Genomic DNA, 13,263 nt, shown 5'->3' with positions numbered 1-13,263 from the left:
CATATAAATAAACAATTCTCTCTTGAGTAAGGGATAGATCTTAGCTACTAACAGCAATATCTGTTCCTTTGCCAATCTTTTATTGGCAAACACTATGGCGGCAATCAGGCCGGGTAGGGCGAATAAGTGCAGGATATTGTTACGGTAGTAGGTTAGTGCTACAGCATTTGTATTTTTGAGTGAAATTATTTTCCCAAAACTGTCTTCAGACACGCTGAATTTATTCAACTTAAGCGTGTTTTCCAATAATTTTTTGCCTGATATCTTAGGCAAAGTGGCAAGTTCGCTATAGGGGGCATCACGTAACAATTCTAAAAAGTGATCAATGGCTTGTATTAATTCAGATTGGGCCATTGCGTGCTTTTTCGCAGACAATAAACAAATAGCACAAATTGACATGCCACTCACAGCAGCTGTTTGGTTGATACGGCTCATGACATCTGTAGCAAGAACATTTACAACTGGTGTCAGCCATTTAGGTTTTTTGTCACCACTTTTTTCTTGTTCATCTCGCCAATTAGGTACCTGCTGGTCGAGGTAATTAGTTAAGTTGATGGGTTCGCCAAAATTTAAAAAGCCGTAGCCGTAATTTTTGAGTTTTTTAATGGCTGAAAATATTTGGAAAAAAGATTCTTTTTTCTTACCCGTGCCGTTAAGTTCTTTAAGGTAACTAGACACTTCCATAACATGTTCGTATCCAATATACACAGGCACTATACTCACGGGTCGATTAATACCCTTGATAAGTGCATGTAAAGTCATAGCTAACATGCCTGTTTTAGGCGGTAATAGGCGACCTGTTCTGCTGCGTCCTCCTTCAGGAAAATATTTAACTGAATAACCTTTGTTAAACAGTAGTTCTAAATATTCGCGAAACACGGCTGTGTAGAGTTTGTTACCAGCGAAACTTCGACGTAAATAAAATGCGCCTGCTTTACGCAATATGCCGCCAATTGGAGGAAAGTTAAGGTTAATTCCAGCAGCAATATGTGGTGTGACTAACCCTTCATGGTAAATAACATAGGTGAGTAATAAGTAGTCCATATGGCTTCGATGGCAGGGGACATAAATTATTTCATGACCATTTTGTGCTAAAGCTCTGACTTTATCAGCATGCCTAACTTCGATACCGTTATAAATTTTGTTCCAAATTTTGGTTAATAATTTCTCGGCTAATCTGATCAAACCAGGTCTGTAGTCAGCCGCTATCTCATTTATGTATTTCTTAGCTTGTTGTTTGGCTTGTTGATGACTTAATTTTTTGCTGCGAGCTTCCTCAACAATGGCTTTACGTATAGATTTTGCGCCAAGAACACTGTTATGCAATTGATGACGTTCAAGAATATTAGGGCCTGTTAACGTTTGATGACGGCGATAAAAGTGTGTGCCTGCTACACGAATAAGTTTATGAGCGATGTCTTCATCACTACCTTTTAGTTCCACCATTTTTCTAGAAGAGACTGCTTTGCTGTAACAAACAAAGTTGTCTCTGCCTAAAAATAATACTATAAAAAATTTACGTAGCCAGCTGGGCGACATCTGGTTAGCAATGACGTCTGACCAACCTGATGTGTTTTTATTTGGTGCCCTTCCCCAAAGTATTGAAACGGGAACAATTTGAATATCCAGTTCTGAGTTTTCTCTGTGCATACTAAATAGCTTGGCCGCATCTTCTTGTATCGAAGTACCTCTAATTTTGCGGTTCAACACTGAGCGGGGTTTCTGTAAAAACAAGCATGAGGAATAACTTTGACCAGTAATATTCATATCAAGAGTGGGTCTAGGTAAGCCTAATGCCGCCGCAGACATTTTTAATGCCAACTGATCTGTGACTGAACGGGTACGTAATAAATATACAATTGGCCGATTTTTATCTATGCCTAGTTCAGTCTCAAGATCACTTGGAATGCTGTTTACTTTTACCAGCCATTTCATCGGCACTGTCACCATTGCTAACAGCAATTTATGCAGCCACAACATACATTTTTCTCTCAGATTTTAAAACGGATGAAGGATACCACAGACATTCGTAGCAGTGACAATTTGATAACTGGAGATTAAATTTTGTATTTTATGTAAATCTCGTAAAAAAAATTACGCTTATATTTTGTGAAAAACAAATTTGAGATTTAATTATAACTGTATATACTCTTTCTAACTGTATAAAAAAACAGGCTGTTTATGCGTCCACTAACTGCACGACAAGAAGAAGTACTTCAACTGATTAAAAATACCATGTTGAATACAGGTATGCCGCCTACTCGCGCAGAAATTGCCCGAGAGTTAGGTTTCAAATCTGCTAATGCAGCAGAAGAACATTTAAAAGCGCTAGCACGAAAAGGGGTGATAGAAATATTACCCGGCACGTCTCGCGGTATTAAGTTAAATATACCACTTGAAGATCAACTTGAAGATCTTGGTTTGCCCTTGATAGGTCGAGTTGCTGCTGGAGAACCTATTTTGGCACAAGAACATATTGAGGGTCATTATCGAGTGGATCCTAATTTGTTTAAACCCAGTGCCGATTTTTTGCTTCGAGTAAACGGTATGAGCATGAAGGATATCGGTATTATGGATGGCGACTTGTTAGCTGTTCATCGCACCACTGACGTTCACAATGGTCAGGTGGTAGTCGCTAGGGTGGATGACAATGTCACGGTGAAGCGACTTGAGAAAAAAGGAAGGCAAATTTTATTACATGCTGAAAATGAGGCTTTTTCTCCAATTAAGGTAGATTTAGCGACTCAACCATTCAATATTGAAGGTATCGCAGTAGGTGTTATTCGAAACGCCGATTGGATCTAGTATAAATACTGCGCATTATTTAAATTAATGCGCGTTTAAAAATTTTCAACAATTTTTGTTGCGCCCTTTCTCAATTCTTCTCAATTCTTGTTATTTCTTGTTTGGCCTCTTTTTTTTATTTTTATTAACAATGTTCAATGTCCATTAATAATTTTATGTCTAAAAATTAGGCACTTGACTGTAAGTTAAACAAAAAAGCTAGACTAGTCGCTATTAAATGAGAGACCCTTAACGTCCAAACAGTAAAAATAACAATAATTTAACTAAACGTTAACTCTTATGATGGATAATACTGTCTTTGGAATTACGTTTCAGTGAATAATAAAAAGTACGTTACACGTATACGAGGTGCTATGTGAAGAATATTTTGTTTAAGGCTGGAACCATGCTACTTGCATTGATGACAGCGCCGGTATTTGCAGATACAAAAGATAAAATTGAGCAATACCAGCTAAACATGACTAAGGGTGTGACAGACATCAGTGCTGATGTTTACGACATGCACATGTTGATGTTTGTGATATGTGTAGTGATAGGTGCTGGTGTTTTTATAGCCATGTTTATTTCTATGTATTTTCATAGGAAATCTCGTGGTGCGAAACCTGCGAATTTCCATGAGAATGTAAAAGTTGAAATAGCTTGGACGGTGATACCCTTTATTATTTTGATAGCCATGGCTGTTCCAGCGATGAATCTACTGATCGATATGGAAGATGCTAGTGAGCCAGATGTAACTGTGTTAGTGACTGGTTCGCAGTGGAAGTGGCATTACAAATATATGGACAACGACGTCGAATATTATTCAAAATTGGCCACTCAAGCAGATCAAATTTCTGGCAAACTTGATAAAGGTGTTAACTACTTACTTGAAGTTGACCGCCCTCTTGTCGTGCCAACTGGTCAAAAAGTACGTTTTTTAATTACCTCTGATGATGTTATCCACTCTTGGTGGGTACCTGCTTTTGCCATTAAACAAGACGCTAATCCGGGTTTTATAAATGATGCTTGGGCGATAGCTAATGAACCGGGTGTGTATCGAGGTCAATGTGCAGAGCTTTGCGGTAAATCACATGGCTTTATGCCTATTGTAGTCGTTGCTAAGGAACCTGCTGAATATGATATGTGGGTGTCTGAGCAAGAAGCTATTCAGCTAGAAGCAAAAGAAAAAGAACAACGATTACTATCCATGAACATGACAATGGATGAGTCCATGTTGATGGGTGAAAAAGTTTACAGCGCTAACTGCGCAGCTTGCCATATGCCAAACGGTGAAGGCTTACCTGGTGTTTTCCCTGCATTAAAAGGCAGTCAAATCGCGGTTGCAGATGAGCCTAAACACATCGATATATTAATAAACGGTGTTCCAGGCAGTGCTATGCAATCATATGCGAAACAGTTAACTATGTCTGAAATTGCTGCTGTAGTGACTTACGAGCGTAATGCTTGGGGTAACGATACTGGTGACTTAGTACAAGCGAAAGACATCAATTCAGCAATGAACGGACAATAGGAGAAGGTGACCATGACAACAACAACTGATGACACTCAGCATGATTCGCACGCAGATGATCACCACGAACATCATATTCCATACGGTATAAAACGTTGGTTATATACAACCAACCATAAAGATATCGGCACATTATATCTTTGGTTCGCCTTCATTATGTTTTTGACTGGTGGCGCAATGGCGATGGTAATACGTGCTGAATTATTTCAACCCGGATTACAAATAGTAGAGCCTCACTTCTTTAATCAAATGACCACAGTGCATGGTCTCATCATGGTTTTCGGTGCAGTTATGCCGGCCTTTACAGGTTTAGCTAATTGGCTAATACCTATGATGATAGGTGCGCCAGATATGGCTCTACCTAGGATGAACAACTGGAGCTTTTGGATATTACCTTTTGCTTTTTTAATTCTTTTATCTTCTTTGTTTTTAGAAGGTGGCGGTCCTGCTTTTGGATGGACTTTTTACGCTCCTTTATCCACCACATACAGTGCAGATAGTACGGCATTGTTTGTTTTTGCTGTTCATATAATGGGTGCTTCATCCATCATGGGTGCAATCAACGTTGTGGTGACTATCTTTAACATGCGCGCGCCGGGTATGACTTGGATGAAAATGCCACTGTTTGTCTGGACATGGTTAATTACCGCATTTTTGCTAATTGCCGTTATGCCTGTGTTAGCAGGTGCAGTAACGATGGTATTGACTGATAAGTTTTTTGGGACTAGTTTTTTTGATGCCGCAGGTGGTGGTGATCCAGTAATGTTCCAACATATTTTTTGGTTCTTTGGTCATCCTGAGGTGTACATTATGATACTTCCCGCTTTTGGTATCATTTCTCAGATCATCCCAACTTTTGCTCGTAAACAATTATTTGGTTATGCATCGATGGTTTACGCTACAGCATCTATCGCATTATTGTCTTTTATTGTATGGGCACATCATATGTTCACAACGGGCATGCCAGTCGCAGCAGAGCTGTTCTTTATGTTCGCAACCATGCTGATATCTGTACCTACTGGAGTGAAAATTTTCAACTGGGTAGCAACTATGTGGCGTGGTTCGATGACTTTTGAAGTGCCAATGTTGTTTGCACTAGCCTTTATAGTGTTGTTCACAATTGGTGGATTATCGGGACTGATGCTAGCGATTACGCCAGTCGATTTCCAATATCATGACACTTACTTTGTAGTGGCGCATTTCCATTATGTATTGGTTACAGGTGCGATATTCTCGATTATGGCCGCGGTATATTATTGGTTACCTAAGTGGACCGGAAAAATGTTTCATATTGGGTTAGCTAAATGGCACTTTTGGTGTTCATTGGTTTCAGTAAACGTGTTGTTCTTTCCTATGCACTTCGTCGGTTTAGCGGGGATGCCTCGTCGTATTCCAGACTATGCGTTACAATTTGCAGACATTAATAAATGGATCAGTATTGGTGGTTTTGCATTTGGTTTATCTCAACTTATATTCTTAGTGTTGCTGATCAAAGCGTGTAAAAAACAAGGTGAGCCAGTGTCAAATCAGGTTTGGGAAGGAGCTGAAGGTTTAGAATGGGAAATTCCTTCTCCAGCACCCTATCACAGTTTTGAAACGCCCCCTTTTGTGAAATAATTTATTAGGAATAGACACTTATGAGCGCACAACACAATCAAGCAAAAAATAATAAATTGGTGCTGAAATTAGCTGCAGTAGTTATTGGCATGTTTGGGTTTGGTTTTGCGCTGGTGCCTCTTTATGACGTGCTTTGTGATGCCCTAGGCATCAATGGCAAGCCATCGGATACAGCCGCTGTGTACGAAGCAGTTGAAATTGATGATAGTCGTTTGATAACAGTGGATTTTATTACGCGAATAAATAGCGGCATGCCATGGGAATTTAGGTCTGAAACTAGACAGGTAAAAGTTCACCCAGGGCAACTCAATCAAGTTAATTTTTACGTGAAAAACCCTGCCAAGACTGCAATTGTGGGTCAAGCTGTGCCATCGATTTCACCTGGCCCAGCGGCGTTATATATGAATAAAACTGAATGTTTTTGTTTTGAACAACAGACATTACAAGCAGGGGAGGAGTTGTTGATGCCTATGCAATTTTATGTCGACCCTCAACTTCCTGAAGATATAACTTATTTTACTTTGCAATATACTCTTTATAACGTCACCGCTTCAGCAGATGTTGTGGCAATGAATTGAGGGTAAAGGAGATCAAAATGTCAGAAAAAGAATACGAAAAGTACTATGTCCCCGCAGAAAGCCCATGGCCCTTTATGGGGGCTGTTGCTTTATTTCTAATGGCTGTAGGGGCTGGCAATTTTGTGATTGAAAGTACCCGAGACAAAGAAGGCTATGGCGCTTATATTTTAGGTTTAGGTTTTATAGTTTTAATAGTTATGTTGTTCGGCTGGTTTAGAAATCAAATACATGAGTCCATGAGTGGTTTATATAGCGCTCAGTTAGGACGCTCTTATCGTCAAGGTATGGCATGGTTCATTTTTTCTGAAGTTATGTTTTTTGGTGCATTTTTTGGCGCGTTGTTTTATGCCCGATTCATTTCGGTACCTTGGTTAGGCGGTGCGTCAAATAATGATATGACAGGCGAAGTGTTATGGCCTGCTTTTGAAGCTATCTGGCCTTTAGTTGTCACTCCAGGTGGTACCACCACAGAAGCTATGCCCTGGACGGGACTGCCATTGATCAACACCTTCATATTACTGACATCGTCCGTAACTTGCCATTATGCTCATGTTGCGCTCGAACAAAACAACCGTGGTAAACTTAAGATAATGCTAGGTTTAACTGTGTTGCTTGGTGCTGTTTTTATGGTGATGCAGGTTGAAGAATATATTCATGCATACACAGAAATGAATTTGACCTTACAGTCTGGTATTTATGGTAATACTTTCTTTTTATTGACTGGGTTTCATGGGTTCCATGTTTCGTTGGGTGCGATAATCCTGTTTATTATGTTACTCAGAATTATGAAAGGCCATTTTACTCCTGATAACCATTTTGCTTTTATGGCTGCTAGTTGGTATTGGCATTTTGTTGATGTTGTTTGGGTAATACTGTTTGCAGTTGTTTATATCTTTTAGCATCGGAACTATCGAGTTTAAGGAGCCTCTGTGTTGCAGTGGCTCCTCATCTAGCTAATTGGGTGTTGCATTTGGTGTGATGAGCCCGGTTGCTACGGCGAGCAATATAAGGCCAACAATAATTACCGACGTGAATACCCTTCTACCAATAAACTTACTCATAGGGGGGCTGTTTGGGTCGTCTTTGAGCATAATCATCATGGCTTTAAATAAATTGAACACCATAAATAATAATAACCCGCCAACAAGTATTTTGATTAACATCTACTTACTCCTAAAGATACTTTGAGTTGATATGTGGACTTTTTTATCACGCTTACCCTTTGTAGCTACCTTAGTAACTTTTGTGTGTGTTGTCATTATGTTTGCTTTAGGTAATTGGCAATTGCAAAGAGCAGAACAAAAAACAGTACGCTTATTAGCTATTGAACAAGCTGCTCAAACAGAGCAAGTCAATCTGCAACAAGTGATACGCAGCGATATAGATAATATGCTGGATATGCCTGTTAATTTTGAAGGTTCGGTAGATGCAGAGCGTTTTTTTTTACTAGATAATAAAATTCATAAAGGTCGAGTGGGTTATCAAGTATTAGTGCCCGTGCAAACATACTCAGGGACGGTGATAACTAATTTTGGTTGGGTAGCAGGCACCGGTAGCCGTGATATTTTACCAAGTGTTCAGATTGTTGCTGAAAAAGCGCGTTATTCAGGGATCATATCCTTACCGCTAGACAATATCATGGTAAAAGAAACTGCAGTGATAGATGGTGAGTGGCCAAAGGTTTTACAGCAAACGGATATTAACGTTATTCAGCAACATTATAAAAAACAAGTATTGCCTTTCGTGGTGTTGTTAACTGCTGAAGAAAATTCACGTTTCGTAAGAGACTGGCAACCTGTAGTGATGGCTCCAGAAAAACACATAGCCTACGCTGCACAATGGTTCTTGCTCGCATTTGCTGGTTTAGCAGTATTTATTATCGCACAAAGAAATAAGTTAAAAAGGAAACAAAATTGAGTAATACAAAAAAAAATAATAAAGCGATGATGTTACTACTTGCTAGCGTTTTTATCCTTCCTGTTTTGTTGGCAAAGTTGGCGCTAGATAATGATTGGTTTAATCAAGCGGCGACCAACAAAGGCGAACTCCTTTCGCCCCCAGTAGATATGAGAATTTTACAAGCATCACAACAGGAACCTAAATGGAAGTTGCTGTATGTACTACCAGAAGTGTGTGCAGTTGACTGTGAAAATGCGTTGTACATTATTGCTCAAGTTCGAAGTGCTTTAGGAAAAGAGAGTGACCGGGCAGAGGTTGTGGTTATTACTCATGAAAAAAGTAATATTGCCCAACTAGCATCGCTTCAAGAAAAGCAAAGTTTTCACTTGCTAAAAACTGACCTTAGAAGTCTTCAAGAAGTATTCAAAGAAAACACTACAGATGCTATTTTTGTTGCTGATACCCTGGGTAACGTGATTTTACGTTATCCATTACAAATTGATAAAGAGCAGGCGATACTTGATAGTCGTGATATTTTGTCGGATATGCGCAAGGTACTTAAACTGTCGCGTATAGGTTAGAGGATATTTAAATGAAGAAGCTTGTGCTGTTAAGCATCATATTAGCAACTGTCGTTATAGCACTAGGAGCATACGCCAGACTGACCGATGCAGGTCTTGGTTGCCCTGACTGGCCAGGTTGTTATGGTCATATTAGTTTTTCCAAAACTACTGAGAACATCGAAGTTGCACAACAGGCTTTTCCTGAGCGACCATTTGAAGAACATAAAGCATGGAATGAGATGATCCACCGTTATTTCGCCAGTGCATTAGGTTTTTTAATATTGGTAATATTTATAAATAGTTTATTTAATAAAGCTTATAACAAACCGGTAAAACTCCCACTTTTTTTGGTGGTTTTAGTCTGTTTTCAGGGTGCATTAGGCATGTGGACAGTGACCCTGAACTTATTACCTGCGGTGGTAATGGGGCACTTGTTAGGTGGCTTTACTGTTTTATCAGGATTATTTTTATTGTATCTAAGATTAACCCCTTATCGAATCCCAGGTGGTGATGCTGGGATGCGAGATTTTGGTAAATACTCAGTTATAGGAATTGTTATTTTAACATGTCAAATTGCTTTAGGTGGCTGGACGTCAGCCAACTATGCGGCGCTAGCCTGCACTGAATTACCCATTTGTGAAGGTAACTGGTACGAGCGTTTAGATTTTGCCGGCGCATTTAGTATCCCAGAAGCAGAAAATTATGAGTTTGGTGCACATGAATATGCTGAGCGTATGACCATGCATATAGTACATAGAATAGGCGCATTGATTACCTTTTTGTACTTATGTTGGTTGGGTATTAAGTTGTATGCTGCAGCCAGCTCGAGCTTAATTAAAAAATTATCTGTCTTAATGGTAATAGTATTGGGTGCTCAAATTATCTTAGGCATAAGCAACGTTGTTTACAGTTTACCTATCGCTGTTGCGGTAATGCATAACATTGTAGCTGCGTTTTTAATGTTGGTGTTAGTCACCATCAGTTATACATTGTATCGCAAAACTTAGGAGAACATGGTGAGTAAAGTTGTGACCGCAGAACAACCAAATAGTCAGTTTAATTTATGGTCAACTTGCCGGGATTACTATGAATTAACCAAGCCTAAAGTAGTGTTATTACTGTTGCTGACGGCCTTGGTTGGCATGTGTTTAGCCAGTGATAGTTGGATCAGCTGGAAAATTCTTATTGCTGGGCTAACAGGTATAGGCTTTTTGTCATCTGCCGCAGCTGTCGTAAATCATGTTGTTGATAGAGAGATTGATGGTAAAATGGCACGTACTTTTAATCGCCCAGTAGCTAAAGGTAAAGTAAGTCCACAAAAAGCATTGTTTTTTGCCGGATTATTAACTGTTGTAGGTTATGTGATCCTCGAATTATGGGTTAATCGTCTAACCGCAGTATTAACCCTTGCAGGGCTCCTAGGATATGCAGTGGTCTACACTATGTACTTAAAACGAGCCACTCCTCAAAATATTGTTATTGGTGGTTTAGCTGGTGCTATTCCCCCATTACTAGGTTGGACAGCAGTGACGGGCGAAGTTCACGCCCATGCACTATTATTGGTATTAATTGTGTTTATTTGGACACCACCACATTTTTGGGCTTTGGCTATTCATCGTGAGAAAGATTATGCAAAAGCAAAGGTACCAATGTTGCCCGTGACACATGGTATAGATTTCACTAAAACCTCAATTTTGCTGTATACGGTTTTACTTTGTGTGGTGTGTTTACTGCCTTACTTAATTGGTATGTCTGGTCTAATATACCTTATTGGTTCTACTTTACTAAATGCTGGTTTTTTATATTATGCATGGAAATTAAAATTTACTGCCACCGAACAAACAGCGATGCAGACGTTTAAATTTTCAATTATCCATTTGATGGTTCTGTTTGTGGTGTTATTAGTTGATCATTATGTGCGGTTTTAGGAATGAGTAAATTACAAGCAGGTTTAATTGCATTTATTGCTCTCGTTGTTGGGGTTGTAGCAGCACTTTACATTAAACCTCCTAGCAATAATGTTAAAATGCAACATGTAAGCCTGTATCCTCAGGTTAGAGCGCTGCCTGATTTTCAGTTGGTAGATCATAATGATAAAGCTTTTACACCTCAGAATTTAATGGGTCATTGGAGTCTGATTTTTGTTGGTTATACTTATTGTCCCGATATTTGTCCTACTACTTTGGCAGAATTAAAAGGTATCTATCCAGAATTACAAAAAATACCATCCGAATTTCCTATTCAAATTGTTCTTCTGTCAGTTGATCCTAAACGGGATACCCCGAAACGTTTAAACGAATATATTAATTTTTTTCATCCCGATTTTATTGCTGTAAGTGGGGAGCACCCACAGTTATTTCCATTGGTTAGAGCAATGGGCATGATGTATTCTATGTCTGAAAGCACTGACAACCCAAATTACTTGGTTGACCACAGCTCGTCTGTGGTGGTGTTAAATCCGAGGGCACAAGTAGTTGGGCGCTTCAAACCTGATTTTGTCGTAGGGCAATTACCTATCAGTGAAGGTCAAAAAATACTGGTGGATATGCCGGCAATTATGTCCCAATAAACTGCTATTAAATGAAGATAAGGCAAGCTAAAAAAATTGATGCATATGCTTTAGGCCAATTAGTTTTATCTTCTGCGCCTGTTCCACTTGCAGCAATTTTTGATATAAACGATGAGTTATCAGTATTAAATTTTCTCCAATCTAGTTTTCTATTCTCAGATGGTCAATATGGTTATGCCAATCATTGGGTCGCTGAAATTGATAACCAAGTTGTTGGTTGTTCTTGCCCATGGCATAGTGATTTACCCGCTGGGTTCCATCAAGCAACTTTAACCACGTTAATCGACTTTTACGGTACTGACCATACATTAGCTGTAGTTCAAGCCAGTCAAGCATTGCAAGATTGTATTCCCAAACCCAAAAAGTATGAGTGGTGCATCGGACATTTTGCTGTACTTGAACAGTATCAAAAACAAGGTGTAGGGAGTGCTCTACTAGAGTCTATGCGACAACAAGCGTCGGCCTCTAGAAAATTAGCTTTAAGTCTTGATGTCGACTGTAAAAACATACAAGCAAGTGATTTTTATCGACGTCAAGGATTCGTAGAAATTAACAAATCAGACGTTAGCCTTAGAATGCAGCGATTAGGGATTGGCTCCCATTTTCATCTGAGTAAAAAGCTTTAACTCATACTTTCAACTAACACAGTAATTAGTCTAACCACTTTCCTTGAGCTGTTGGCATAAAGAAAGGCTGCGAAAACCAATAGTATCTATCTTTTTTACCTGTGCTAGGTGCTGTGCAATTTACCCTATGTCTACCAGGTTTAATAATAGGCTGTATATTCACTAAAATAGTGTTTTGTTTAATTGATTTGTTAAGTAGTGTGCCATTTTGAAAGCAATTAATTTTTTGTGGTAATAAGTCTACTGATTTTATATTGAAGGTAAATATTTGCTCTTGAACAGACGACTCAAGCTCTGGGTCATCTGGGATAACATCAGTAACCAACATCGCCATGCTATCTAATTTAACCTTTAAAGTCTCAATGTTGCTATATATCCCAGCTGCTGGAAAACGAGGTAAAGCAGAAAAATCACTATATGAGGCTATTGCTCCGCTATGCTGAGCGAACCCAATATAACCTTCAGCGCTTAACTGCAATTTTAACTGCTTATTAAACTCTCCGTATGGATAAGCAAAATATTTAAGGCTATAGCCCATTTTTTGCTCAAGTGTTTTTTCAGCATCTTCGATGTCTTGCATGGTGCGACTAAGCCAATTTTGTTTTGATTCATTGGCATTTTTACTGAGTAAGTGGTTATGTTGTTTTCCATGATTGGCAAAACTGGCTTTTTCTGTTGCCATAAGTTTCACTTGTTGCCAGTTAAGTTGGTAATCTACCGAACCGATAAGAGAAGGATTTACAAAAATGGTATATGGATAATCAAATTCTTTAAGAATAGGGTGTGCATTGTCATAAATGTTGCCATAACCGTCATCAAAAGTGATCACTACTGTTTTGTCAGGTAAAGGTTGTTTGTTTTGCAAGGCTTCAATAACTTGCTTTAAAGGTAATACTTTATGATGCTCAGCCAAATACTGCATATGCTCGCGAAATGTATCAGGTGATACTGACGTCACATTAGGAGTACTATTACTGACATGGTGATACAACAATATAACAGCATTGTCTTTTGCCCAAGTATTTATGCTTAACAACACACATGTTATTGTGAACGAAAAAATGTTCCAAAATTTTTTCATGCCTCTCCTTTAAAA

The 13,263-nt window shown here is 38.9% G+C and carries 14 protein-coding genes; 11 read left to right on the top strand and 3 right to left on the bottom strand.

What is annotated here, in order from left to right; all coding sequences use genetic code 11:
• Positions 1 to 1,980: glycerol-3-phosphate 1-O-acyltransferase PlsB (plsB, locus tag QZ562_RS03245; RefSeq protein WP_293756844.1), on the bottom strand; the 1,980-nt coding region annotated here is incomplete at its 3' end.
• A 201-nt stretch (positions 1,981 to 2,181) separates the two neighbouring features.
• Here plsB and lexA point away from each other — a divergent pair.
• The 5 genes from lexA (at position 2,182) to QZ562_RS03220 (ending at position 7,409) form a co-directional block, all read left to right on the top strand.
• Positions 2,182 to 2,805 carry a transcriptional repressor LexA gene (lexA, locus tag QZ562_RS03240; protein WP_293756843.1) on the top strand — a complete coding sequence of 208 codons (624 nt, stop codon included), beginning with the start codon at positions 2,182 to 2,184 and terminating at the stop codon, positions 2,803 to 2,805.
• A gap of 400 nt (positions 2,806 to 3,205) precedes the next feature.
• Positions 3,206 to 4,315, top strand: a complete 1,110-nt coding sequence (gene coxB, locus QZ562_RS03235; RefSeq protein WP_293756848.1) for a cytochrome c oxidase subunit II — start codon at positions 3,206 to 3,208, stop codon at positions 4,313 to 4,315.
• Positions 4,316 to 4,327: 12 nt separating this feature from the next.
• Complete coding sequence (ctaD, locus tag QZ562_RS03230; protein WP_293756842.1) at positions 4,328 to 5,932, top strand: cytochrome c oxidase subunit I; 1,605 nt, start codon at positions 4,328 to 4,330, stop codon at positions 5,930 to 5,932.
• A gap of 20 nt (positions 5,933 to 5,952) precedes the next feature.
• Positions 5,953 to 6,510, top strand: a complete 558-nt coding sequence (locus QZ562_RS03225) for a cytochrome c oxidase assembly protein (RefSeq protein ID WP_293756841.1) — start codon at positions 5,953 to 5,955, stop codon at positions 6,508 to 6,510.
• Between the two features lie 17 nt (positions 6,511 to 6,527).
• A complete protein-coding gene (locus tag QZ562_RS03220) occupies positions 6,528 to 7,409 on the top strand; it encodes a cytochrome c oxidase subunit 3 (RefSeq protein WP_293756840.1) in 882 nt (293 codons plus the stop codon).
• Positions 7,410 to 7,463: 54 nt separating this feature from the next.
• Here the strand turns inward: QZ562_RS03220 and QZ562_RS03215 are convergent, their stop codons facing one another.
• Positions 7,464 to 7,673 carry a DUF2909 domain-containing protein gene (locus QZ562_RS03215; protein WP_293756839.1) on the bottom strand — a complete coding sequence of 70 codons (210 nt, stop codon included), beginning with the start codon at positions 7,671 to 7,673 and terminating at the stop codon, positions 7,464 to 7,466.
• 31 nt (positions 7,674 to 7,704) lie between these two features.
• Between QZ562_RS03215 and QZ562_RS03210 the strand changes: the two genes are divergently transcribed.
• The 6 genes from QZ562_RS03210 to QZ562_RS03185 are packed head-to-tail and all read left to right on the top strand — an operon-like array spanning position 7,705 to position 12,167.
• Positions 7,705 to 8,427, top strand: coding sequence for an SURF1 family protein (locus QZ562_RS03210; protein ID WP_293756838.1), 723 nt, complete (start codon positions 7,705 to 7,707; stop codon positions 8,425 to 8,427).
• Complete coding sequence (locus tag QZ562_RS03205) at positions 8,424 to 8,990, top strand: hypothetical protein (RefSeq protein WP_293756837.1); 567 nt, start codon at positions 8,424 to 8,426, stop codon at positions 8,988 to 8,990. Before QZ562_RS03210 ends, QZ562_RS03205 begins: the two co-directional genes overlap by 4 nt.
• 11 nt (positions 8,991 to 9,001) lie before the next feature.
• The gene (locus tag QZ562_RS03200; RefSeq protein WP_293756836.1) at positions 9,002 to 9,979 is read left to right on the top strand and encodes a COX15/CtaA family protein; all 978 of its coding nucleotides are present in this window, start codon (positions 9,002 to 9,004) and stop codon (positions 9,977 to 9,979) included.
• A 9-nt stretch (positions 9,980 to 9,988) separates the two neighbouring features.
• Positions 9,989 to 10,900, top strand: coding sequence for a heme o synthase (gene cyoE / locus QZ562_RS03195; RefSeq protein ID WP_293756833.1), 912 nt, complete (start codon positions 9,989 to 9,991; stop codon positions 10,898 to 10,900).
• A 2-nt stretch (positions 10,901 to 10,902) separates the two neighbouring features.
• Complete coding sequence (locus QZ562_RS03190; protein ID WP_293756830.1) at positions 10,903 to 11,541, top strand: SCO family protein; 639 nt, start codon at positions 10,903 to 10,905, stop codon at positions 11,539 to 11,541.
• 11 nt (positions 11,542 to 11,552) lie between these two features.
• Complete coding sequence (locus QZ562_RS03185; RefSeq protein ID WP_293756827.1) at positions 11,553 to 12,167, top strand: GNAT family N-acetyltransferase; 615 nt, start codon at positions 11,553 to 11,555, stop codon at positions 12,165 to 12,167.
• Positions 12,168 to 12,192: 25 nt separating this feature from the next.
• On the opposite strand, the gene QZ562_RS03180 is transcribed toward QZ562_RS03185, so the two are convergent.
• Complete coding sequence (locus QZ562_RS03180; protein ID WP_293756824.1) at positions 12,193 to 13,248, bottom strand: polysaccharide deacetylase family protein; 1,056 nt, start codon at positions 13,246 to 13,248, stop codon at positions 12,193 to 12,195.
• Positions 13,249 to 13,263 lie beyond the last annotated feature (15 nt).

Origin of the sequence: uncultured Paraglaciecola sp., from assembly GCF_913058035.1 — a bacterium.
Lineage (GTDB): Bacteria > Pseudomonadota > Gammaproteobacteria > Enterobacterales > Alteromonadaceae > Paraglaciecola.
This window is presented reverse-complemented; position numbering and strand designations above follow the sequence as displayed.